The following is a 22,100-nucleotide window of genomic DNA, read 5'->3' on the forward strand; positions in this document are numbered from 1 at the left end:
AGGGCGGCTGTGATGGGACCCGTCTCTGGACCGTGCTCACCGGGACTCCCCGCGCATCTCTGATGTCCCCGTCCTTGAAGGCATGGACCGGCCCGTTCCTTTGGGGGTTTCCCGGCAGTCTTCGTATGTCCGGGGCGGGTCGGTCGGTCAAGGTGGAGCGCAGCGACATCGCGAAGCGACGCGAGGAACGAGCGCCCTTGAGGGACCGGCCCGACACGGAGAGACGATGAGGCTGACGGGAAACCCCCATACGCCACTCTGATTCCGCCCGAGCGGCTCCCGCCCACCCACACCCCCGCCGCGCTTCTCGATTCCGCCCGCCCGACCCGCGCCCCCCGCCCCACTCCCGGCACATCGCGCCGCTCTGTCAGAGCGTGCCAGAAGGGTGGCCCCCGAGCCAGTTTCTGACGTACCGTCATATCCGCCCGCGCTCCCCCCCCGTAGCCCCCCGTAGTCCCCGTAGCCCCCCGTAGCCGCCCCGCGCTGCCCCGAAGCCGTACGTCCAGGAGGTTCGCCATGCCCGCCGACCGGCCCGTCGCGCTCGACGAATACCCCATCCACCAGGCGCCCTTGTCGATGAAGCACGTCGTCAGCGGTGACCGCAACGCCTACGACCGGTGCATCTTCCACGTCTTCGACCACGCCGGCCGCGCCGTCCTGATACTCGGCCTCGGCGTCTACCCCAACGCCGGGGTCATCGACGCCTATGCCACCCTCCGCGTCGGCGACGAGCTGCTCGCCGTCCGGGCCTCCGACGCCCTCACCGACGACCGGATGAACCTCTCGGTGGGGCCCCTGTCCATCACCGTCGACGTGCCGCTCAAGCAGCTCACGCTGCGCTGCGCCGCCGATCCGGCAGACCCGGACGGGCTCTCGTACGACATCACCTGGACCGCCGAGTTCCCCGCCGTCTGGGAGCCGCACCACGTCCAGCGGCGCGGCGACCGCCTCATGCTGGAAGGCCGCCGCTTCGTGCAGGCCGGCCAGGTGACCGGAACCATCCGGGCCAAGGGGGAGGAGTTCACCCTCACGCCGGGGGAGTGGACCGGCACCCGCGACCGGAGTTGGGGCGTGCGGCCGATCCCGGGGGAGGAGGGGGGCCGCGCGGCCGAGGAGTACCGGCCCGAGGGCTTCCACTGGCTGTGGATCCCGGTCCGTTTCGAGGACCGCTTCGTCATGGTCATCGCCCAGGAGGACGCCGACGGCCACCGCACCCTGAACGAGGCCGTGCAGGTCTTCCCCGAGGGCAGCGGCCGCCACGACGTCCAACTCGGCTGGCCGCACACCGAGATCCGCTACCGGCCCGGCACCCGGCACCCCGAGCGGGCGGTCGTCCACCTCACCGACCCCTCCCGCAAGCCCCTCGAACTGGGCGTGGAGATCCTGAACTCCTCCCCGCTCGCCGTCGGCGCCGGATATCCGCCGGCCGGTGACTGGCAGCACGGCACCTGGCAGGGGCGCGGCTGGAGCGATCGCCGCGTCTACGACCTCTCCGACCCCGCGGCCCACCCGATGGCCGCCTTCGGGGTGACGGACCACTCGGCCCGCTTCACCCTCGACGGGCGGATCGGCCACGGCATCTTCGAACACGGCAGCTTCGGCCGTCACGACCCGAGCGGATTCGCCGACCACTCCTCCGTCGCCCAGTAGGAAAGGGGATCGATCATGGCCACCGCACCACGTCCGCGCACCTCCACCCGGGAGCCCGAGGAGCTCGGTCGCCGTCTCGCCGCCTGGCTGGACACCAGGCTCCCCGGCGCGCAGGTCACGGGCGTCTCCGTCCCCGGATCCAACGGGATGTCCAGCGAGACCCTGCTCTTCGACATAGAGCACCCCGACACCCCGCTGCGCGCCTGCGCGCTGCGGCTCGCCGCCGACCCGGCCGCCTACACCGTCTTCCCGACGTACGACATGCCGCGCCAGCACCGCGTGATGAGCCTGGTCGCCCAGCACACGGACCTGCCCGTTCCGCGCGTGCAGTGGCTGGAGGAGGACCCGGGACCGCTGGGGGCGCCGTTCTTCGTGATGGCCCGTGCCGAGGGCCGGGTCCCGCCCGATGTCATGCCCTACACCTATGAGGGCAACTGGCTGCACGCCGCCACCGACGCCGAGCGCGCCGCCCTCCAGGAGGCGAGCATCTCGCTGCTGGCCCGGCTGCACGACCAGTTCCCCTCCAAGGAGGCCGAGTTCCTCCTCCCCGACGGCGAGGGCACGCCGCTGCGCCGGCACGTGGACGCCCAACGCGCCTACTACTCCTGGGTGGTGGGCGGGCTCGCACCGTCCCCGCTCATCGAGCGGGCGTTCGCCCGCCTGGAGGAGCTGTGGCCGCAGGACGAGGGCCCCGCCGTCCTCAACTGGGGCGACGCCCGCATCGGCAACGTCATCTACGACGGCTTCGCGCCGGTGGCCGTACTGGACTGGGAGATGGCGGCGTACGCCCCGCGCGAGGTGGACCTCGGCTGGACCGTCTACCTGCACCGGTTCTTCCAGGACCTCACGGTCGGCTTCGGCCAGCCCGGCCTGCCGGACTTCCTGCGCCGCGAGGACCTGGAGCGCCGGTACGCCGAGCTCACCGGCCACACCCCGCGGGACATGGAGTTCCACACCCTCTACGCGGCCCTGCGGCACGGGATCGTGATGCTGCGCATCGCCTACCGGCAGGCCCACTTCGGGGAGGTCGAGGTCCCGGCGGACCCGGACAGCCTGATCCTGCACCATGCCAGCCTGGCCGCCATGGTGCAGGGAACGTACTGGTAGAGGAACGGAGCGGCCGTCAGGCCGCCTGCGCGTGCTGCTGCCGCGTCTGCGCCTGCGGCCGCGGCAGCACGGGGCTCACCACACGGACCGGGCGCGAGCCCGGCCCGCCGACGTGCGAGAAGGGCTGCGTACGCCAGTCCAGGCCCTGGGGCAGGGCCGACAGGACGACGGTTTCGGGCTCCTGCGCCTCCACCGGCTGGATCGTGCCGACGGTGGGCAGGGCGTCGCTCGCGGGCCGGCCGGTGCCCGCGCACACGGTGAGGCCGAAGGGGTTCCACGGGGTCAGGCAGAGGGCGTGCTGCGGCAGGAACTCCTCGTCCGCGACAAGGGCGATCGACTGGCCGCAGTCGGGGCAGATCGCGTGGTGGATCTCGAATCCCTCGATCTCGTCGAGGTAATCGCCGTCCCCGCCGTCGTCCGGGTACGGTCCGTCCCCGGAATCGAGCGGTTCCAGGGGCTCCGGTTCGGTGCGACCGGCGCGCTTGGTGTTCAGCATGGATGTACTCCCCCTTGGGTGGGCCGGGCGGGCAGGTTCTTCGGCCTCGGCCACAGCAACCAATTCCCGTCGAGCGTCACGAGTAACCACAACAGACAGGCCTCCACCTGCATACCCCTGTGGCCTTGGTCACATGCCTGCCGCAGATGCCTCCAGTGGGCGGACAGCACTGGGCCTGGAGCGCCCTTGGGCCGTAAGTTGAGCGGCTATGAGCGCAATGGAGGAGCTGGACCGCCAGATCGTTGATCTGCTCGTGCGGGACGGGCGGATGAGCTACACGGATCTGGGCAAGGCCACGGGACTGTCCACGTCGGCAGTCCATCAGCGAGTACGACGTCTGGAGCAGCGCGGGGTCATCCGCGGCTATGCGGCCGTGGTCGATCCGGAGGCCGTCGGCCTGCCGCTGACCGCGTTCATCTCGGTCAAGCCCTTCGACCCGAGCGCCCCGGACGACATCGCCGACCGGCTGGCCGGCGTCCCCGAGATCGAGGCCTGCCACAGCGTCGCGGGCGACGAGAACTACATCCTGAAGGTGCGCGTCGCCACCCCCCTGGAGCTGGAAGACCTCCTGGGCCGCCTGCGCGCCCTCGCCCATGTCTCGACGCGCACGACGGTCGTCCTGTCCACCCCCTACGAGGCGCGCCCGCCCCGCGTCTGACCCGCGCCCGAGCGGGGACCCGGTGGTCGGGCCGGGGTGGGCGACGCGGGACACTGGTCGGCATGACTGACCGCACCGCCCACTCCGCCGACGCCGCCGGAGCACCGACCAGGACCGTTCTCCTCCGCGGGGGCGAGGTGCACAGCCCCGCCGACCCGTTCGCCACCGCGATGGTCGTCGAGCGCGGCCGCATCGCCTGGGTCGGTTCCGAGGGTGCCGCCGATGCCTTCGCGCAGGGCGTGGACGAGGTCGTCGACCTCGGCGGCGCGCTCGTCACGCCGGCCTTCACCGACGCCCACGTCCACACCACCTCCGCGGGCCTGGCCCTCACCGGGCTGGACCTCTCCGGGGCGCGCACCCTGCCCGCCGCACTGGACCTCGTACGCACGTACGCCGCGAGCCGCCCGGCCGACCGGGTGCTCCTCGGGCACGGCTGGGACGCCGCCCGCTGGCCCGAGCGCCGGGCCCCGTACCGCGCCGAGCTCGACGAGGCCACCGGCGGCCGCCCGCTCTACCTCAGCCGCGTCGACGTGCACTCGGCCGTGGTCACCACCGCCCTGCTCGCCCTCGTCCCGGGGGTGCGGCCCGAGGGCGACCGGCCGCTGACCGGCGACGACCACCACGCCGTACGGCGGTCCGCGCTGGCCGCCGTCACCCCGGCCCAGCGCGCCGAGGCCCAGCGGGCCGCCCTCGACCGGGCCGCCTCCCTGGGCATCGGTTCCGTCCACGAGTGCGGCGGTCCCGAGATCTCCTCCGCCGAGGACTTCACCGGCCTGCTCGCCCTGGCCGCCGAGCGGCCAGGGCCGCGCGTCTTCGGGTACTGGGCCGACCGGGACCTGGAACTGGCCGGGCAGCTCGGGGCCGTCGGAGCCGCCGGAGACCTGTTCGTCGACGGCGCCCTCGGCTCGCACACGGCCTGCCTGCACGCCCCGTACGCGGACGCCGCGCACACCGGCACCGAGTACCTCGACGTGCACGCCGTCACCGAGCACGTGGCCGCCTGCACCGAGGCGGGTCTCCAGGCCGGATTCCACGCCATCGGGGACGCCGCGATCACCGCCGTCGTCGAGGGCGTCCGGGCGGCCGCCGAGAAGGTCGGCCTGGCCCGGGTCCGCGCCGCCCGGCACCGGGTGGAGCACGCGGAGATGATGACCCCGGCCACCATCGCGGCCTTCGCGGAGCTGGGGCTGACCGCCTCCGTGCAGCCCGCGTTCGACGCGGCCTGGGGCGGCGAGGACGGCATGTACGCCGACCGGCTCGGCGCCGGGCGGGCCCGCACCCTCAACCCGTACGCCGCCATGCTCAAGGCCGGTGTCCCGCTGGCCTTCGGCTCGGACGCGCCGGTCACGCCGCTCGACCCGTGGGGCACCGTTCGCGCGGCCGCCTTCCACCGGACCCCCGAGCACCGGATCTCCGTACGGGCCGCCTTCACCGCGCACACGCGGGGCGGCTGGCGGGCCCTGGGCCGCGACGACGCGGGCGTCCTCGTCCCCGGCGCACCGGCCGACTACGCGGTCTGGCAGACGGGTGACCTGGTCGTCCAGGCCCCCGACGACCGGGTCGCCCGCTGGTCCACCGACCCCCGCTCGGGCACCCCCGGGCTGCCCGACCTGACCCCCGGATCCGCACTGCCGGTGTGTCTCGCCACCGTCGTCGGCGGCCGGGAGGTATTCGTACGCCCACAGGGGTGATCCGGTGGGCCTCGGTTCGGTACGGGCGGTCGGACCCGGATAGGTTCGGCCGGGTCCACCACAGGAAGTCCGTGCCGGACGACTCCGTCTGCGCAGCGCGCCCGCGCCTCGGGGGCGAGGGAGGTTTCGCCGGGCGGCGGGTGGCCCCGGGTCGGGGTCCGCGGTCCAGTAGACAACGGTCACGGCGGCCTGCAGCCAGCGGGCGTCTGACCGGCCCGAAGGACCGCGGGCCCCGGCCACTGTTCTAAAGTCATCCTCTGCGACCAGACGTACAGGACGTGCAAGCGCACAAAAGGGGACTCAGTGAGCGACGGCGGACAGCGGACCTACGGACCGCTCGGTACGGCCTTGGTGATCATTCCGACCTACAACGAGGCGGAGAACATCGGGCTGATCGTCGGGCGTGTGCGCGCGGCCGTGCCCGAGGCCCACATTCTCGTCGCGGACGACAACAGTCCGGACGGTACCGGCAAGCTCGCCGACGAGCTGGCGGCCGGCGACGACCACGTCCACGTGCTCCACCGCAGGGGCAAGGAGGGGCTGGGCGCCGCCTACCTGGCGGGCTTCGTCTGGGCCCTGGAACAGGGCTACGGGGTGATCGTCGAAATGGACGCCGACGGCTCCCACCAGCCCGAGGAGCTGCCCCGTCTGCTGACCGCGCTGGCCGGCGCGGACCTGGTCCTCGGCTCCCGCTGGGTGCCGGGCGGGCGGGTGGTGAACTGGCCGAAGAGCCGTGAGTTCATCTCGCGCGGCGGTTCGACGTACTCCCGTCTGATGCTGAACCTCCCGATGAGGGACGTGACCGGCGGCTACCGGGCGTTCCGCCGGGAGACCCTGGAGGGGCTGGGGCTGGACGAGGTGGCCTCGGCGGGCTACTGCTTCCAGGTCGACCTGGCGCGCAGGGCCGTGCAGAAGGGCTTCCGTGTGGTGGAGGTCCCCATCACGTTCGTCGAGCGTGAGTTCGGCGACAGCAAAATGAGCAAGGACATCCTGGTCGAGGCGCTGTGGCGGGTCACTCAGTGGGGCATCAAGGCCCAGGCCTCCAAGCTGCTGGGCAAGGGCGGCGGCCCGGAGACCGGCAAGCCGGGCAGCGGGACCTGACGGACACCCCCTAGGGGGTGTCCGGTACCTCCGGCTGAGGCCGCTTTTATGCGGCCCCAGGCACACTGGATGCTATGACGACCGGCATTTCCACGGCCCCCCGGCGGCGCTCGCCCGCCCGTACGTTCCTTCCCCTGGCGATCGCCGCCTGGCTGATCCTGGAGATCTGGCTGCTCACCGTGGTCGCGGACGTGGCCGGCGGGCTCGCCGTGGCCGCGCTGCTCGTGGGCGGCATCGTCCTGGGCGCGGTGGTCATCAAGCGGGCCGGGCGGCGTGCCTTCAAGAACCTGGCGAGCACCTTCCAGCAGGCCCAGCAGGCCCAGCAGGCCCAGCAGGGGCTGCAGCCCACTCCGCAGCAGCCCGGCCAGGGCAACGGCCTCACAATGCTGGCGGGCCTGCTCCTGATGCTGCCCGGCCTGATCTCCGACGTGGCGGGTCTGGTCCTGCTGCTGCCGCCCGTCCGGGCCTGGATCGGCCGCAGGGCGGCCCGTTCGCTGGAGCGGAAGATGGCCTCGGCCCCCGCCGGCAGCTTCGGTGACGCCTTCCAGCAGGCCCGCATCCACTACCCCGACGGCAAGGTCGTCCAGGGTGAGATCATCCGCGAGGACCGGCCCGGCCACCAGGACGGCCCGGACGCGGCGTACCGCCCGCCGCTGGCCCCGTAGGGCGCCCGCGGAGCCGCCCGTGGGGCGAGGAGAACACGGAAAAGCCGAGGGGCCCCGCCACACGATGTGTGGCGGGGCCCCTCGGCTTGTGTATCCGTCCGGCTGTCAGGCGGACTTGCGGCTGTCCCGCGGATGCACGGCAATGTTCATGGCGCCGGAACGCAGGACTGCGAGCCTTTCGGCCAGCACTTCCTCCAGCTCCTCGCGGGTGCGTCGCTCCATGAGCATGTCCCAGTGCGTTCGCGCAGGCTTGCCCTTCTTCTCTTCGGGCCCATCCCCGTCCACCAGGAGTGCCATGGCGCCGCACGCCTTGCACTCCCACTCCGGCGGAATTTCTGCCTCAACCGAGAACGGCATCTCAAATCGATGTCCGTTCTGGCATGCGTACTCCACCGCCTGGCGCGGGGCCAGATCGATGCCGCGGTCCGTCTCGTAGCTGGTAACCACGAGGCGCGTACCGCGGAGAGCTCGCTCACTCATGAATCGTGCCTCCCGGGCTTGTCGCCCACAGGACAGGTGTCGCTGTCGTCGTCATCCGGTCAACGTCCGGTCGGCGGTATAGATTCCCGCTCCGGGTCGTGCGTCGCCCGTCGTGCCGCCCCTTGTTGTACCCACCAGTGCCCGTTTTGTCACATCTGGCAGCAGATGTCACCCAACGTCCACGCTTCTTGAGCGCGCAGTAACGGTCCGCCTGGCAGGCCAAAGGCGTACACTACCGGCCCTTTGCTTCAACGTCTAAATTCGTTCGGAATTCGTTCGCAGATCCGGGCGGGGCGCACCCGCGGACCCACGCTCAGATCCGCTCCGGTACAGGATTGCCTGCCGCCTCCACCGCGCGCCGCACCGGCACTCGCGCCAGGAGCACGAATCCCAGTGCGAAGAAGACCACCAGCGAGATGATCGCGTCCCGGTAGCTGCCCGTGAGCTGGTACGTCAGGCCGAACACCAGCGGCCCCACCCAGCTCAGGCCCCGGTCGCTCATCTCGTACGCCGAGAAGTACTCGGCCTCCTTGCCCGCCGGCACCAGGTGCGAGAACAGCGAGCGCGACAGCGCCTGGCTCCCTCCCAGCACCAGCCCGATCATCGCGGCGAGCGCGAAGAACCACACCGGCGTCCGCGCCGGCAGGAAGTATCCGGCCGCCAGCGTCACCGCCCACGCGGCCAGCGAGCCGAGGATCGTCCGCTTGGCTCCGTGGATCCGGGCGAGGCGGCCCATGCCCAGGGCGCCCGCCACCGCCAGGATCTGCACCAGCAGCACCGCCCCGATCAGGGTGGACTGCTCCAGCTTCAGCTCCTCCGAGCCGTAGACGGAGGCCTGGGAGATCACGGTCTGCACGCCGTCGTTGTAGATCAGGTACGCCAGCAGGAACGACAGGGTCAGCGGATAGCGCCGCATGTCCTTCAGGGTGGCGACGAGCTGCTTCCAGCCACTGACGGCCGGAGCCGCCCCCGGCTCCCGCACCACGGCCCGGTCCCGCAGCCGGCGCAGCGGGATCAGGGCGAAGGCCCCCCACCACAGACCGGCGGAGGCCAGGCAGATCCGGATCGCCATGCCCTCGGAGAGGCCGAAGGAGTCGTGCCCCATGTAGAGCACCAGGTTCACCACCAGCATCACCGAGCCGGCGGTGTAGCCGAAGGCCCAGCCCCGCGAGGAGACGGTGTCCCGTTCGTCGGGGGTGGAGATCTGCGGCAGGTAGGCGTTGTAGAGCACCATCGAGACGGACAGGGAGGCGTTCGCCACGACGAGCAGCAGGCCGCCCAGCAGATAGCGCTCACCGCCCAGGAAGAACATGGCGGCGGTCGCCGCGGCGCCCGTGTAGGCCGCCGCCGCCAGCAGCGGCTTCTTGCGGCCGGTCCGGTCGGCGACGGCCCCCACCAGCGGCATCAGCAGGACGGCCAGGATCACCGAGGCCGAGACGGAGTAGGCGAAGAAGGATCCGGCGCGCACCGGGATGCCCAGTGGGTGCACGAAGCCCTCGGCGTCCGCGGCGGCCTTGGCCACCGCGGTCAGGTAGGGCCCGAGGAACACGGTCAGCACGCTCGCCGAGTAGACGGAGACGGCGAAGTCGTAGAAGTACCAGCCGCGCTGCTCGCGCCTGCGCTCGGCGGACGCGGCGGACGCGGTGGCCGTGTCGGCCTTGGCGGTCCTGTCGGCCTCGGCCGTCGTGGCGGCCGCGGCTCTGCCGTCCTCCGCCCCGGGTTCCGCTTCCTCGGTCCTGCTGCTCTCTTCCGCACTCATGCGGTGTCCCCCTCGCTGGTCCCGTTCCGCAGCGGCATCCCGGCCCGGGCGCGGGGTGAAGGGCGAGTCAGGCCCAGGCCCCGCGCCGGTCCAGCACCGTGCGCAAGATGTCGATCCGGTCGGTCATGATGCCATCGACACCCAGGTCGAGGAGAGCCTCCATACGTTCCGGTTCGTTCACGGTCCAGACGTGCACCTGGAGTCCCCGCTCGTGCGCGGTCCGTACGAACCGGCGGTCGACCACGCGGATGCCGGCTTGGGTCTCCGGAACCTGCGCCGCCACCGCGCCCACGCGCAGCGCCGCGGGAATGGCGTACGAGCGCAGCCGCAGGCCGAGCACCCCGCGCACGCCGTAGGAGGTCGCCAGCCGGGGCCCGGCGATCTTCTGGGCGCGGGCCACCCGGCTCTCCGAGAAGGAGCTCACGCAGACCCGGTCCCAGATCCCGGCCCGGGCGATCAGGTTGACCAGCGGGTGGAGCGCCGACTCGGCCTTGATGTCGATGTTCCAGCGGGCGTCCGGGAACTCCTCCAGCAGCTCCTCGAAGAGCGGCAGCGGCTCGGTGCCCCCCACCCGGGCCTCACGGACCCGCTTCCAGGGCAGTTCGGCGATCCGGCCCCGGCCGTCGGTGACCCGGTCCAGCGTGGAGTCGTGGAAGGCGACGAGTTTCCCGTCGACCGTGGCGTGCACATCGGTCTCGAAGTACCGGTAGCCCGCTTCGGCGGCCCGGCGGAAGGCGGCGGCGGTGTTCTCCAGCCCGTCCGCGGCACCGCCCCGGTGCGCGAAGGGGATCGGAGCCGGGTGGTCCAGATACGGATGGCGAAGGCGTACGTGCGTCACGGCGGCAGTATGCCTCTTGTTACCCGTGGGGAGGGTGCGGCCCGATGGCTGCGTGGTGAACGGCGCGCCGCCACAGCCGTGCGGCCCCCACCGCCGGGCGTTCAGGTACCCCCGCCCCTGGTCCGGGTGGCCCCCGGCGTGACAGGGTGTAGGGGCGGAAGCAATCCAATACGGGCCGCGCCCGGGGTCGGGCGGGGCCAATTCGACGAAGGTGGACCGGACAGCATGGCCGAATGGACCTCAGCGGTCGGTGCCGCTCAGCTCGCCCGCCTCATCACCTCCCAGCAGGAGCGGCCCAGCGTCCCCGGGGCGCGCAAGCTGCCCGCCTACCGGACCCTCGCCGACGGCATCCGCCTGCTCGTCCTCGAAGGCCGCGTCCCCGTCGCCGCCCGCCTGCCCGCCGAGCGGGAACTGGCCGTCGCCCTCTCCCTCAGCCGCACCACCGTCGCCGCCGCCTACGAGGCCCTGCGGGGCGAGGGATTCCTGGAGTCCCGCCGGGGAGCCGGCAGCTGGACCTCCGTCCCGGCCGGGAACCCGCTGCCCGCCCGGGGTCTGGAGCCGCTGCCGCCCGAGTCCCTCGGTTCGATGATCGACCTCGGCTGCGCCGCGCTCCCGGCCCCGGAACCCTGGCTCACCAAGGCCGTCCAGGGCGCCCTGGAGGAGCTGCCGCCGTACGCGCACACCCACGGGGACTACCCGGCGGGCCTGCCCGCGCTGCGCCGGATGCTCGCCGACCGCTACACCGAGCAGGGCATCCCGACCATGCCCGAGCAGATCATGGTCACCACCGGTGCGATGGGTGCCATCGACGCCATCTGCAGTCTCTTCGCCGGGCGCGGGGAGCGGATCGCCGTCGAGTCCCCCTCCTACGCCAACATCCTCCAGCTGATGCGTGCCGCCGGGGTCCGCCTCGTGCCCGTCGCCATGGCCGCGGGCCTCGGCGGCTGGGACATGGACGTCTGGCGGCAGGTGCTGCGCGATTCGGCCCCCCGCCTCGCCTACGTGGTCGCCGACTTCCACAATCCGACCGGGGCCCTGGCCTCCGAGGACCAGCGCCGCGCGATGGTGGAGGCCGCCCGTTCGGCCGGCACCGTCCTGGTGGCCGACGAGACGATGGTGGAGCTCCAGCTGGACCCGGACCTGGCGATGCCCCGCCCGGTGTGTTCCTTCGACCCGGCCGGCAGCACGGTCATCACGGTCGGCTCCGCCAGCAAGGCCTTCTGGGCGGGCATGCGGATCGGCTGGGTCCGCGCGGCCCCCGACGTGATCCGCAGCCTGGTCGCCGCCCGCGCCTACGCCGACCTCGGCACACCGGTGCTGGAACAGCTCGCGGTGAACTGGCTGATGCGGACCGGAGGCTGGCAGGAGGCCGTCGGGATCCGCCGCGAGCAGGCCCGGGAGAACCGCGACGCGCTGGTCGCGGCGGTCCGCCGGGAGCTGCCGGACTGGGAGTTCGAGGTGCCGCGGGGCGGGCTGACCCTGTGGGCCCGCGCGGGCGGGCTCTCCGGCTCGCGGCTGGCCGAGGTGGGGGAGCGGGTCGGCGTACGGGTCCCCTCGGGCCCGAGGTTCGGCGTGGACGGGGCCTTCGAGGGCTACGTCCGGCTGCCGTTCACCGTGGGCGGGCCGGTGGCCGAGGAGGCCGCCTCCCGGCTGGCGGCGGCGGCCCGGCTGGTCGGCACGGGCGCGGGCGGCAGCGGGGCGGAGCCGCCCCGCACCTTCGTGGCGTAACCGGCCGCCCCCGCTGCCCGCTGTGACGGGGTCGGGTGTGTGCCGGGCCGTCCCCGCAGGGCGCCGAACGCAACCGCCCTTCACGCTCCGACCCCTCGCCACGTCCGGCGCCCGAGGAGATGCCCCGGCGCGCGCCCGGCCCCGTATCGACCGGCCTACGAAGCCTCGGCCTCGGCCGGCACTTCCGGAATCTCCGGGGTGTCCAGAGCCGAGCCCTGCGCGGGCGGCTGCCCCTGGAGCGGCTTGCCCAGCGTGCTCCGGTCCCGCCCGCCGCCCCCGCCGCCCCCGCCGCCCCCGCCGGGCACGACCCGGTCCGGCAGCAGCTCCAGCACGGCCTGGCGGAACGCCGGGTGCGTGGCCTCGTCGTAGGGGTCCGGGGTGGCGGGCACCTGGAGCCGGTGCACGGGCCCGGTGCCGAGCCGGGCGTACCCGCGCCCCGGCGGCACCTGGGCCGGCGGGGTGGTGTGCGGCGGCAGCCCCAGTACGTCGGCGACCTGCTGGACCGCGGCGGGCCCGAGCACGACGCGGGCGCGGGTGTGCTGCCAGACGGTGTCGTTCAGCAGTTCCAGGTGCCCGAACTGCTCGGCCACCACCACGGTGACGTGCGCGGGCCGTCCGTGCCGCAGCGGCACCTGCAGCTGGGCCAGCGGGTCGGGGCCGCCCCCGGCGACGGAGAGGTGGGCCAGCACGCTCGGCTGGTCCAGCAGGATCCACAGGGGCCGCCGGGTGTCCTCGGGCGCGGGCCGGCCGGCCTCGCGGGCCCGGTGGGTGGCGATGAGCCGCCGTTCGGTCTCCTGCGCGGCCCATTCCAGCGTGGCCTGTGCCCCGGTCGGCCCGCATTCCACGGCGAGGACGCCGCTGCGGCCGGACAGGCAGGAGTACTCGCCGCTGCCGCCGCCGTCGACGATCAGTACGTCGCCCCCGTGCCGCAAGGCCTGCAGGGCGACGGAGCGCAGCAGGGTCGAGGTGCCGCTGCCGGGCTGGCCGACGGCCAGCAGGTGGGGCTCGGTGGAGCGGGGGCCGGTGCGCCAGATCACCGGCGGCACGTCCCGGGGCTCGTCGCCCTCCAGGACGGGCAGGGTGCGCCGCACGCCGCCCGCGTCGGTGAAGCCGAGCACGGTCTCGCCGGGGGAGGTGACGAACGGCTGGGCGGCGATGCCCGTCGGCAGCGCCGCCAGCACCCTGAGGTCGAGCTGGTTGCCCTCCTCGTCCCAGTCGAAGAGATACTCCCGTCCGCGCCCGGACTTGGCGTGCAGCAGTACCTCGATCCGGGCCCGTGAGGTGGCCTCGCCGTCGGTGAAGTAGGCCGGGTAGCGGATGTGGAGCCGGGTGATGCGGCCCGCCTCGTCGAACTCGTAGCCGCTGAAGGCCTTGTCCCAGTCCCCGCCGTGGGCGAAGAGCGGACTCGGGTCCTCCGGGATGGAGAAGTACGGCACGAGGGCTTCGTAGAGGGAGCCGAGCCGTTCGGTCTCGGCATCGCTGGGTCCGGTCTTCGCCGGGGTGCGGCCGCGTCCGTGCCAGGCCGCCGCCGCCATGAGGGTGATCAGGGCGAGGAGGGGGCCGTAGGGGACGAGTGCGACCACCAGGACGCAGGCGGCTCCGAGGAACAGCGCGGGACCACGCTTGTCCTTGGGGGTCTGCGACCACCGGCGCCGTCCGGCCGCGGCCAGGATGCGCAGGCCGCGTCCGATGACGAGGAGCGGATGGAGGACGTCCGTGGCATTGTCGGCGGCCGTGCGAGCGAGGTCGCGGCCCCGGGCCAGCGACGTGGTGCCGCTGCTGAGGATGCGGGGAAGTGGGCGCCGGGCCACGGGCGTCTCCTGGAGTTGTGGGTGTGACGGTGTTCCGGGTGCTGCTGGTGTGGCTGCCTGATGGCCGGGCTAAAGCTTGATCCCGCCGAGCAGGCTCGCGAGGCTCGCCGTGCTCGCCGTGATGCTCGGGGCGATGGCGGAGCCGGCGAGGAAGAAGCCGAAGAGCGAGCAGACGAACGCGTGCGTCAGCTTCATCCCGTCCTTCTTGAAGAAGAGGAAGCAGATGATGCCGAGCAGGACCACGCCTGAGATGGACAGGACCATGAGGTTTTCTCCTGGTTGGTGGGGACAGTCACCATCAGTTCTTCCAGGCTCACAGGAAGTATCAATGCGACAAAAGGTGCATACGGGTGAATTCCAGGGTTTTTCACTTGACCGGCGCAGCCCGGCTGGCGTGCCCGGTGCGCAGGGGGCCGAAGGTGATCATTGCCTCGGCCTGACCCGGACATGTGCAGGCCAGGGCGCTACTCTGGCGATTCACCCGTACGGACGCAGCGCCGTGCACCCCCCTGCCCGCCCGGACCCCGACCGGGTCTTCGACGTCGTGACGGGCGGGCGGACCATGTCAGCAACGAGTGAAAGGCGGTACGAACCATGAGCGAGCGCGCAGCCGAGGGCTCCGGTTCCCAGGACGTCCCCGACGAGGACGTCATCGAGCTGGCCACCAAGATCTTCGACCTCGCCCGCCAGGGTGAGACCGAGGCGCTCACCGCCTACCTGGACGCCGGGGTCCCGGCGAACCTCACCAACGACCGCGGCGACACCCTGGTCATGCTCGCCGCCTACCACGGCCACGCCGACGCCGTGTCGGCCCTGCTGGCCCGCGGCGCCGAGGCCGACCGCGCCAACGACCGCGGCCAGACCCCGCTCGCCGGCGCGGTCTTCAAGGGCGAGGAGGCCGTCATCCGCGCGCTGCTCGCCGGCGGGGCCGACCCGAAGGCCGGAACCCCCTCCGCCGTGGACACGGCGCGCATGTTCGCCAAGGCCGACCTGCTGGAACTTTTCGGAGCCGAGTAGTCCGGTTTTGCCGGGGATCTGGCCGGGCCCGGACGCATCCCCAGCTCACAGGTTGGTCACGGCGGCCATAAATGTGGTCGCGGCGCACAAACCGCCTGGGTCATCATGGCGTCGGATTCGATTCGCGAGCACGGGGGACGGGCAGAAGCGGGCGAGCGAGAAACGAAGGGTGTGCGAGGCCGGCCCGGCCTCCATGATCACGAAGCACCGACGAGAGTGAGAAGGCAATGGTCTACATCGAGCGGAACATGACGGCGGACGTCCTCACATGCTGTTACGCGGCCCTGTGAATCCCGATTCCCGGTTGCGTCCCCAGCTTGATTTGAGGCCATTCCCATGTTCGAACCAGTCATAGCGCCGAGCGGTACCCTGCTCGGGCTCCTTCAGCGGGGCCGTGGCGACGGCACGCTGCACGCACTCGCGGCACCCAGGGCGGAGGCCCTCGAGGCCCTCAACCAGTGCGTGCTCCGCGACCCGCGCCAGGACTGGCAGGTCGAGAACCGCTCCTTGTACTACGCCCGGCTCTACCTGGACCTCGCCGGTCCGCTGGGCGAGATCGAGGCCCACCTCTTCAGCGCCGACGACCTCGTCGACGAAGAGGACCACCGCACGGGCCTCGCCCTGTCCGTTCTGGGCCACCTGGCCTCCTACGGCCGCGACGACGCGCTCATGCTGCTGCGCCGCTACGCCGCCTCCGGGGCGAACTGGGCCTGGGCGCTCGACGAGCTGGCCCTGCGCGACGACGACGAAGGCCTGCGGTCCCTGGCCCCGGCCGTCCTCGCCCGCTTCCCCGCCACGGCGGAGGGCGAGGCGCGGCTGGCCGCCGCCGTCCGCGACGCCTACGAGCCCCGCCCGTGGTTCCTGTGGGAGGAGACCCCCCAGTACGGGGAGCGCCTGCGCGCCGCCCGTCAGCAGGGCTCCTTCGACCGCTGGCAGCGCCAGATGACCCCGAGCGGGCCCCGGCCCGGCTGGGGCGTCCAGGCCGTCTTCGACTGGGCCGCCGACGGGCTGCGCCGCGGCACCCCGCTGCACGTCCCCGCGGCCCGCTGCCTCGCCGCCGTGGCCCAGCCCGAGGACCGCTCCGCCATCCTCGCGGCCGCCGCCGGCGCCGACGGGGAGGCCGCCCGGGCCACCGCCCTGCACCACCTGGTCCTCGCCGAGCCGGACAACCCGGCCGTGCTGGACCTCATCGAAGCCGCCGCCGACGAGCCCGCCGTGGCCGCCTACGAGCGCATGTGCGGCCCTGAGGCCGTCGAGCGGGCCCGGCGCTGGGTCCACCGACCCGACGCGCTCGGCGAGGCCGCCGCGGCCACCCTGGCCGCCCGCGGCGGAGCCGAGGACGCGGGCCTGGTGCTGGGCGCCCTGCGCTCCACCGTCCGCGGTGCGGGCCCGGACACCCGGCGCCTGTTCGCCCTGGTGGACGGGGCCGGCCGGCTCGCCATCGGCTGCGCGGCCCCCGTGCTGCGCCACATCTACCGCGAGACCGCTTCGTCCCACCTGCGCGGCCGGGCCGCTCGGGCCCTGGCCAGCACCGACCCCTCCTTCGCGGCGGGCTTCGCCGTCGAATGCCTGTGGGACTGCGAGGAGACCACCCGCGAGGTGGCGGCCCGCCACGCCGAGACGGCCGACGCCCGCGTGGCGCCCCGGCTGCGCCGCCTGGCCGCCGATCCGGCGGAGGAGGAGGACGTCCAGTCGGCCGTCCGCAGCCGCATCGCCCCGGAATCGGCCGTGTAGCCCCGCCGGCCCGCACCGCGACGCACCTCGGCCCGGCCCCCTGACAAGAGGGGGGCCGGGCCGAGTGCTGTGACGGTGTGCCGTCACGGGGTGGAATCGGGCGCAACGGGGGCAGGTTTGGAGCACGGCGTCGATGTGCTCCTCGTAGAACGCGCCGAATCCCTCGTGCGTGGTGAGATCCGGTGGCCCGGTCTTCTGTCCTGGGCTTCGCACCCTGGTTCCTCCCCTGCGCCGGGGACCCGGTCGGCCCCCTCACTGCGTACTTGGCCGGAGCCCCCGAAAACGTTTCACCGGGACGGGAGGAAGCGCACGGGAGTCCCCGGCCGGGCCTGCGCCGCCGCGTCCAGGGCCGGGCCCGGCGGGACCACGCCCACCACCGGGTAGCCGCCCGTCACCGGGTGATCGGCCAGGAACACCACCGGCAGCCCGTCCGGCGGCACCTGGACCGCGCCCAGCACCATGCCCTCGCTCGGCAGTTCGCCCGCCCGGGCGCGGACCAGCGGGGGGCCCGCCTCCGTGCGCAGCCCGATCCGGTTCGACCTCGCCGACACCCTGAACGCCGCCCGCCACAGCCCGGCCAGCGAGGCCTCCGTGAACCAGTCCGCCCGCGGCCCCGGCCGCAGCGGGAGCAGCAGCTCCGAAGGCGGCCCGGGCAGGCCGCAGGCATCCGCCCCGGGGGCCGGATCGGGGCCCGGCCGGCCCACCGGCAGCAGCATCCCGGCCGACAGGACCGGCGGCCCCAGCCCGGACAGCAGGTCCGTGGAGCGACTGCCCAGGACCGGCGGGACCGTCAGGCCTCCCCGCACCGCGACGTAGCCGCGCACTCCCGACTCCGCCCGGCCCACCTCCAGCTCCGCCCCCGCCGGGAGCCGGACCGGCGCCCCCCAGGCCACCGGGCGGCCGGAGATCCGTACCGGACAGGGCGCGCCCGTGACCGCCACGGTGGTCGCAGCCAGGGCCCGCAGCCCGACCCCGTCCAGGGTCGTCTCCAGCGCCGCCGCGTCCGGCGCGTTGCCGACGAGCCGGTTCGCCAGCGCATACGCCGCCGTGTCGAGGGCTCCCGAGCGCGGGACCCCCAGATGCGCGTACCCCGGACGCCCCCGGTCCTGGACCGTCGTCAGCGCCCCCGGCCGCACCACCAGCAGCCCCTCAGCCACGGCCGTCCCCCTCCGTGAACCGCACCCGGACTCCGGGCGCGAAGAGCGCCGCGGGTTCGCGCCGCGGGTCCCACAGCACCGCGTCCGTGGAGCCGATCAGCTGCCAGCCGCCGGGGGAGGAGCGCGGGTACACCCCCACGTACTCCCCGGCCAGCGCCAGCGAGCCCGCCGGGACGGCCGTACGGGGCGTCTCGCGGCGGGGGAGGTGGAAGCGCTCCGGCAGCCCCGTCAGGTAGCCGAAGCCCGGCGCGAAACCGCAGAAGGCCACCCGGAAGGCGGTCGCGCCGACGATCCCGGGGACCGCGTCCGGGGCGACCCCCCACAGCCGGGCCACCTCCCCCAGGTCCGGGCCGTCGTAGCGCACCGGGACGGTGACCTGCGGCCCCCGCGCCGGGGCGAGCGGCGGCACCTCCCACCGCGCGATCCTGGCGCCGAGCGCCGCCGGGTCCCGTACGCCGTCCAGCAGCACGGTCCGCGCGGCCGGCACGAGGTCCCGTACGGGCCCCAGCTCGCCCGCGTCCCGGCGGCGCAGCAGCTCGGCGTGGAGCGCGGCGACCTCGTCCGCCGAGTCCAGTTCGATCAGCAGCGCCTCGCCGCCCACCACCAGGGGCCTCACGCGAAGGCCTCCACCCGGACCCCGGCCGCGCCCAGCGCCTCCCGGACCCGGCGGGCGAGCCCGGCCGCCCCCGGGGTGTCCCCGTGCAGGCACAGCGAGCGCGCGGCCACCCGGACCGGCGACCCGTCGGCCGCCGTCACCGCCCCCTCGGCCGCCATCCGGACGGCCCGCGCCACGACCGCCTCCGGGTCGTGCAGCACGGCATCCGGCTCGCCGCGCGGGACCAGCGTCCCGGCCGGCGTGTAGGCGCGGTCGGCGAAGGCCTCCGGTACGGGAGCCAGCCCGGCCTCCCCGGCCGCGGCGAGCAGCAGCGACCCGGGCAGCCCCAGCACCGGCAGCCCCCCGGTGGCACCCGACCCGGCCGCCAGCCGGACGCCCGCGACCACGGCGGCGGCCTGGCCCGCGTCGTGCACGGTCCGGTTGTAGAGCGCGCCGTGCGGTTTCACGTAGGACACCCGGGAGCCGGCCGCCCGCGCGAACACCTCCAGCGCCCCGATCTGGTAGGCCACCTCGTCGGCGAGCTCGCCGGGCGGCACGTCCATGGAGCGCCGCCCGAAGCCGGCCAGATCGCGGTAGGACACCTGCGCGCCGATCCGTACGCCCCGCTCCGCGGCCAGCTCGCACACGCGGCGCATGATGGACGGGTCACCGGCGTGGAAGCCGCAGGCCACATTGGCGCTCGTGACGACGGAGAGCAGGGCCTCGTCATCGGTGAGCGTCCAGCGCCCGAAGCCCTCGCCGAGGTCGGCGTTGAGGTCGATCACGGGAACGGATGCGATCATGGAATCCATGCGCCGAGCGTAGAGCAGGCGGCCGCAGCGGACGCCGGGACGATCCGGCCGAACCATGCCGTTTGGGATGTTGTCAGTAACAGGACCTAGTCTTTGTCCGTGACTCTCCCCGCCCCGGCGAAGACCCTTCCGTCCCCGGCGCCGGGCCCGGCCGCCGACGAGGGCCTGGCCCGGCGGCTGCGCGCCCTCGCCTGCACCGCCCCGCTCCACGACCTCGACGTACGCAAGGCCAATCTGGCCGGCGAGTACGGGGTCTACGCGATGGCGGAGGTCGCGCTGGCCGCGATCGACCTGGTCACGCTCAACATGGACTTCGACACGGGCGCCGACCACGAGCAGATAGTGGCCAGGCTGCTGCCCCGCGTCGCGGCCCAGGCCCCCGCCCGCCCGGCGGCCGAGCACGAGCGGGTGGCCCGCTGGGTGCTGGAGAACCTGATCAACGTCGGCAGCGTGGACCGCGGTTTCCGCGCGATCTACGGCACCTTCGGCCCCGACGGCGTCTACGTGCGCCGGGACTACGACTTCAAGCTGATCGAAGAGGTCCCCGGCTACGGCGGCGTCGTCTACCTGCGCACCACCGACGAGGCCGTCAACGTCCTGGTCGGCGCCCTCGACACGGACGTCACCAGCGCCCAGATCGCCGCCGAGGTCAAGCTGGAGGTGCTGATCAGCCGCGGCCGGCTGGCCGACGCCCAGCTCGCCGCCGAGCAGGCCCGCTACCGGACCGTCCAGTACGCCGAGACCCTGCGCCGCACGCTGGACGCGACGCGCCGCAACGTCCGGGCGGTGGACTGGCTCCAGGCCGTGCCCGACATGATCGCCGAGGCCCTGGACCACGTCGCCGACCGCTACCGCCACGAGAACGCGATCCTGACCAACATCCGCAAGGCGCGCGACGAGGCGGAGGAACCGGAGAACAAGCGGCGCGCGGCCGAACTCGTCGACATCGTCAAGGACTGCATCCGCCGGCACACCCAGCTCCAGTCCCGGCTGCTGGACGCCGGCCCGCTGTTCCGTGCCGAACAGGACCGCCAGGCCTTCGCCGCCCCGGCACCCCGCTCCGGCATCGACCTGTACGGGCAGCTCGTCGCCCCGCTCCTGCCGCTCCCGCTGGAGCAGGCGAGCCGGGTGACCGCCGCCTTCTTCGCCGCCGGCGCGGGGCTGCGCACGCCCGTCTCGGTGCGGGTGGCCGACCTGGTCGAGATCCTGCTCACCCCGCCGGTGGAGCGCGAGCACCTCGGCGCGGAGATGCCCGAGCCGGACCTCATCGCCACCCCGGACGACAGCCGCTTCAGCGAGGAGCAGCTCGCCGCCGCGATGGAGCTGCTGGACCTCCCGCACGACGCCCCGAGGCGGCTGTCCGGGCTCCTGGCGCAGGCGCGACGCAGCGATCCGGAACTGCCGTACCTGGTGGCGCTGCTGGCCGTCCACGCGGCGAGCCCTGCCGTCGGCACGGCCTACCGGCAGGGGGAGGAGCGGCTCCTCTTCGCGGTGGACGACGGCACGCAGCTCGACGACCCCGAATTCGGCGGCGCCGACCTCATCGTCGGCACCGCCCTCCTGGACGCCGCCGGCATGGCGGCGGACCGCGCGGAGGCGTCGTGACCGCCGTCGCCCCGGCCGTTTCAGCCCCGCCGGCTCCCGATTCAGCCCCTCTGGCGTTCGAGGAGGGGGCACCTCCCAGCGGTAGCTGGGGGAGGGTCCGGGCGGAGCCCGGTGCCCGGCGGAGCCGGGTTTCCCGGGGCGCAGCCCCGGACCCCGCGCCTCAAACGCCGGCGAGGCTTGAATGTCCGGCTCCACGCAGTGGACCCCGCACCGCCCGAACGACCCGCACCGCCGAGGAGACCCACCCGTGAGCGACCACCACGCCGAGCACCCCGCGTGGAGCGAGCCCGTGCAGGCGGCCCCGGCCGCGCCGGTCCAGGCCGCCGCGCCGGTGACCCCCGCCGACGCCGCCGACGCGGCCCGGCTCGTCGCCTTCGGGCTGCAGCCCAAGCTGCTCCCCGCCCGTGACGCCGAGTACGCGGAGCTGCTCCGCCGCTACCGCGAGGACCCCGCCTTCGCCCGGCTCGCCGACGCCGTCGCCACCGGTCTCGGCCTCGTCGTCCTGGAGGTGTCCCCGCGCGCCGGCATGGCCGTGGCCGCCGGTGAGGACTCCGTCTTCGCCGTCCGGATGGGCGACTACGCCCGCCGCACCGCCGCCGACTCCGCCGACCGCTTCCTGCACGGCCTCGCGCACCTCGCCGTGGCCGCCCTGGCCTTCCCGCGCCCCGAGGACCTCGCCGACGACGGCTACATCGGCCGCGTCACCGTCAACGGCGTCGACGCCTTCGTCCGGCAGACCTGCCGCCGCCTGGAGGAGCGCGCCGAGGAGCTCGGCGAGAACACCGACCCGGCCTCCGACGCCCCCGGCCTGGAGGCCGCCTGGCGCGTCTACGCCCGCCGCAGCGCGACCGGCGCCACCAAGGACGCCCGCCGCCTCGCGGGCTCCACCACCGGCATCGTCGGCAAGGCGGCCGCCTTCCTGACCGATTCCGGTTTCCTCCAGCGCACCGGGGACGACGCCGGCGGCACCTACCGCACCACCCCCCGCTACCAGCTCCAGGTCCGTGACATGGCGGGCAGCGCGGCGATGGCCGAGCTCCTGGAGCTCGGCGTGGTCCCCGTCAGCGACGGTTCCGCCACCCTGCTGCCGCCGCCCGAGGGCGACGACCTGGAACTGGCCGCCGACGCCGGACTCCCGTTCCACGCCTGAGCCCCCGGGCCCGCGGCCCGCGCCCCGATCCCCGTACGTCCTGCCT

General features: G+C 73.8%; 20 protein-coding genes. 11 read left to right on the forward strand and 9 right to left on the reverse strand.

The genetic code is table 11. The annotated features are described in order from the left end of the window. The first annotated feature begins 516 nt into the window (after nt 1–516). Entirely contained in the window at nt 517–1,650 is a 1,134-nt protein-coding gene (locus tag ACZ573_RS18480) for an Rv3169 family protein (protein WP_471305066.1), read from the forward strand. A gap of 15 nt (nt 1,651–1,665) precedes the next feature. Further along, a complete protein-coding gene (locus tag ACZ573_RS18485) occupies nt 1,666–2,757 on the forward strand; it encodes a phosphotransferase family protein (protein WP_382546226.1) in 1,092 nt (363 codons plus the stop codon). Nucleotides 2,758–2,773: 16 nt separating this feature from the next. Here ACZ573_RS18485 and ACZ573_RS18490 read toward each other — a convergent pair whose 3' ends face one another. Further along, nucleotides 2,774–3,253 carry a hypothetical protein gene (locus tag ACZ573_RS18490; protein ID WP_471305070.1) on the reverse strand — a complete coding sequence of 160 codons (480 nt, stop codon included), beginning with the start codon at nt 3,251–3,253 and terminating at the stop codon, nt 2,774–2,776. Nucleotides 3,254–3,470: 217 nt separating this feature from the next. Between ACZ573_RS18490 and ACZ573_RS18495 the strand changes: the two genes are divergently transcribed. The 4 genes from ACZ573_RS18495 (at nt 3,471) to fxsA (ending at nt 7,368) form a co-directional block, all read left to right on the forward strand. Beyond that, nucleotides 3,471–3,911, forward strand: a complete 441-nt coding sequence (locus tag ACZ573_RS18495; protein WP_030011705.1) for an Lrp/AsnC family transcriptional regulator — start codon at nt 3,471–3,473, stop codon at nt 3,909–3,911. A gap of 62 nt (nt 3,912–3,973) precedes the next feature. Further along, the gene (locus tag ACZ573_RS18500; RefSeq protein WP_471305073.1) at nt 3,974–5,602 is read left to right on the forward strand and encodes an amidohydrolase; all 1,629 of its coding nucleotides are present in this window, start codon (nt 3,974–3,976) and stop codon (nt 5,600–5,602) included. Nucleotides 5,603–5,905: 303 nt separating this feature from the next. Further along, on the forward strand, nt 5,906–6,703 hold the full coding sequence (locus ACZ573_RS18505) for a polyprenol monophosphomannose synthase (RefSeq protein ID WP_471305074.1): 798 nt from the start codon (nt 5,906–5,908) through the stop codon (nt 6,701–6,703). 74 nt (nt 6,704–6,777) lie between these two features. Then, nucleotides 6,778–7,368 carry an FxsA family membrane protein gene (fxsA, locus tag ACZ573_RS18510; RefSeq protein WP_471305076.1) on the forward strand — a complete coding sequence of 197 codons (591 nt, stop codon included), beginning with the start codon at nt 6,778–6,780 and terminating at the stop codon, nt 7,366–7,368. A 105-nt stretch (nt 7,369–7,473) separates the two neighbouring features. Here the strand turns inward: fxsA and ACZ573_RS18515 are convergent, their stop codons facing one another. The 3 genes from ACZ573_RS18515 to ACZ573_RS18525 all read right to left on the reverse strand — a co-directional run bounded on the left by ACZ573_RS18515 (nt 7,474) and on the right by ACZ573_RS18525 (nt 10,445). Then, nucleotides 7,474–7,848, reverse strand: a complete 375-nt coding sequence (locus ACZ573_RS18515; RefSeq protein ID WP_007262928.1) for an RNA polymerase-binding protein RbpA — start codon at nt 7,846–7,848, stop codon at nt 7,474–7,476. A gap of 313 nt (nt 7,849–8,161) precedes the next feature. Further along, nucleotides 8,162–9,607, reverse strand: coding sequence for an MFS transporter (locus tag ACZ573_RS18520; RefSeq protein WP_471305079.1), 1,446 nt, complete (start codon nt 9,605–9,607; stop codon nt 8,162–8,164). A 67-nt stretch (nt 9,608–9,674) separates the two neighbouring features. Beyond that, a complete protein-coding gene (locus ACZ573_RS18525; RefSeq protein ID WP_393782097.1) occupies nt 9,675–10,445 on the reverse strand; it encodes a glycerophosphodiester phosphodiesterase family protein in 771 nt (256 codons plus the stop codon). Nucleotides 10,446–10,670: 225 nt separating this feature from the next. Between ACZ573_RS18525 and ACZ573_RS18530 the strand changes: the two genes are divergently transcribed. Then, entirely contained in the window at nt 10,671–12,173 is a 1,503-nt protein-coding gene (locus tag ACZ573_RS18530; RefSeq protein ID WP_471305082.1) for an SCO1417 family PLP biosynthesis transcription factor, read from the forward strand. 155 nt (nt 12,174–12,328) lie between these two features. Here ACZ573_RS18530 and ACZ573_RS18535 read toward each other — a convergent pair whose 3' ends face one another. Together ACZ573_RS18535 and ACZ573_RS18540 are read right to left on the reverse strand one after the other, a co-directional pair. Next, on the reverse strand, nt 12,329–13,984 hold the full coding sequence (locus ACZ573_RS18535; RefSeq protein ID WP_471305084.1) for a hypothetical protein: 1,656 nt from the start codon (nt 13,982–13,984) through the stop codon (nt 12,329–12,331). A 69-nt stretch (nt 13,985–14,053) separates the two neighbouring features. Further along, nucleotides 14,054–14,248 (reverse strand): hypothetical protein, encoded by a 195-nt coding sequence (locus ACZ573_RS18540; protein WP_030031218.1) that lies wholly within the window; start codon nt 14,246–14,248, stop codon nt 14,054–14,056. A gap of 330 nt (nt 14,249–14,578) precedes the next feature. On the opposite strand from ACZ573_RS18540, the gene ACZ573_RS18545 reads away from it, so the two are divergent. Further along, on the forward strand, nt 14,579–15,001 hold the full coding sequence (locus ACZ573_RS18545) for an ankyrin repeat domain-containing protein (protein WP_351162379.1): 423 nt from the start codon (nt 14,579–14,581) through the stop codon (nt 14,999–15,001). Between the two features lie 336 nt (nt 15,002–15,337). Next, complete coding sequence (locus ACZ573_RS18550; protein ID WP_471305088.1) at nt 15,338–16,735, forward strand: HEAT repeat domain-containing protein; 1,398 nt, start codon at nt 15,338–15,340, stop codon at nt 16,733–16,735. Nucleotides 16,736–17,022: 287 nt separating this feature from the next. Here the strand turns inward: ACZ573_RS18550 and ACZ573_RS18555 are convergent, their stop codons facing one another. From ACZ573_RS18555 to ACZ573_RS18565, 3 genes are read right to left on the reverse strand one after another with little or no spacing between them, the layout of a single operon-like run. After that, nucleotides 17,023–17,892 (reverse strand): 5-oxoprolinase subunit C family protein, encoded by an 870-nt coding sequence (locus ACZ573_RS18555; protein ID WP_471305091.1) that lies wholly within the window; start codon nt 17,890–17,892, stop codon nt 17,023–17,025. After that, nucleotides 17,885–18,508: a 5-oxoprolinase subunit B family protein gene (locus ACZ573_RS18560; protein WP_471305093.1), complete on the reverse strand. Its 624-nt coding sequence runs from the start codon at nt 18,506–18,508 to the stop codon at nt 17,885–17,887. Before ACZ573_RS18560 ends, ACZ573_RS18555 begins: the two co-directional genes overlap by 8 nt. Continuing rightward, nucleotides 18,505–19,299 carry a LamB/YcsF family protein gene (locus ACZ573_RS18565; RefSeq protein ID WP_351162368.1) on the reverse strand — a complete coding sequence of 265 codons (795 nt, stop codon included), beginning with the start codon at nt 19,297–19,299 and terminating at the stop codon, nt 18,505–18,507. Before ACZ573_RS18565 ends, ACZ573_RS18560 begins: the two co-directional genes overlap by 4 nt. 99 nt (nt 19,300–19,398) lie before the next feature. Between ACZ573_RS18565 and ACZ573_RS18570 the strand changes: the two genes are divergently transcribed. Together ACZ573_RS18570 and ACZ573_RS18575 are read left to right on the forward strand one after the other, a co-directional pair. Then, nucleotides 19,399–20,904, forward strand: a complete 1,506-nt coding sequence (locus ACZ573_RS18570) for a hypothetical protein (RefSeq protein WP_471305096.1) — start codon at nt 19,399–19,401, stop codon at nt 20,902–20,904. 247 nt (nt 20,905–21,151) lie between these two features. Beyond that, nucleotides 21,152–22,054: a hypothetical protein gene (locus tag ACZ573_RS18575; RefSeq protein ID WP_471305098.1), complete on the forward strand. Its 903-nt coding sequence runs from the start codon at nt 21,152–21,154 to the stop codon at nt 22,052–22,054. Nucleotides 22,055–22,100: the final 46 nt, after the last annotated feature.

The sequence above is a fragment of the Streptomyces sp. NPDC040545 genome (assembly GCF_055595065.1).

Excerpts from the sequence above, each read along its gene's own strand:
- ACZ573_RS18480 (WP_471305066.1), top strand. The coding sequence starts at position 517 with ATGCCCGCCGACCGGCCCGTCGCGCTCGACGAATACCCCATCCACCAG.
- ACZ573_RS18485 (WP_382546226.1), top strand. The coding sequence starts at position 1,666 with ATGGCCACCGCACCACGTCCGCGCACCTCCACCCGGGAGCCCGAGGAG.
- ACZ573_RS18490 (WP_471305070.1), bottom strand. The coding sequence starts at position 3,253 with ATGCTGAACACCAAGCGCGCCGGTCGCACCGAACCGGAGCCCCTGGAA.
- ACZ573_RS18495 (WP_030011705.1), top strand. The coding sequence starts at position 3,471 with ATGGAGGAGCTGGACCGCCAGATCGTTGATCTGCTCGTGCGGGACGGG.
- ACZ573_RS18500 (WP_471305073.1), top strand. The coding sequence starts at position 3,974 with ATGACTGACCGCACCGCCCACTCCGCCGACGCCGCCGGAGCACCGACC.
- fxsA (WP_471305076.1), top strand. The coding sequence starts at position 6,778 with ATGACGACCGGCATTTCCACGGCCCCCCGGCGGCGCTCGCCCGCCCGT.
- ACZ573_RS18515 (WP_007262928.1), bottom strand. The coding sequence starts at position 7,848 with ATGAGTGAGCGAGCTCTCCGCGGTACGCGCCTCGTGGTTACCAGCTAC.
- ACZ573_RS18520 (WP_471305079.1), bottom strand. The coding sequence starts at position 9,607 with ATGAGTGCGGAAGAGAGCAGCAGGACCGAGGAAGCGGAACCCGGGGCG.
- ACZ573_RS18530 (WP_471305082.1), top strand. The coding sequence starts at position 10,671 with ATGGCCGAATGGACCTCAGCGGTCGGTGCCGCTCAGCTCGCCCGCCTC.
- ACZ573_RS18540 (WP_030031218.1), bottom strand. The coding sequence starts at position 14,248 with ATGGTCCTGTCCATCTCAGGCGTGGTCCTGCTCGGCATCATCTGCTTC.
- ACZ573_RS18545 (WP_351162379.1), top strand. The coding sequence starts at position 14,579 with ATGAGCGAGCGCGCAGCCGAGGGCTCCGGTTCCCAGGACGTCCCCGAC.
- ACZ573_RS18550 (WP_471305088.1), top strand. The coding sequence starts at position 15,338 with ATGTTCGAACCAGTCATAGCGCCGAGCGGTACCCTGCTCGGGCTCCTT.
- ACZ573_RS18565 (WP_351162368.1), bottom strand. The coding sequence starts at position 19,299 with ATGGATTCCATGATCGCATCCGTTCCCGTGATCGACCTCAACGCCGAC.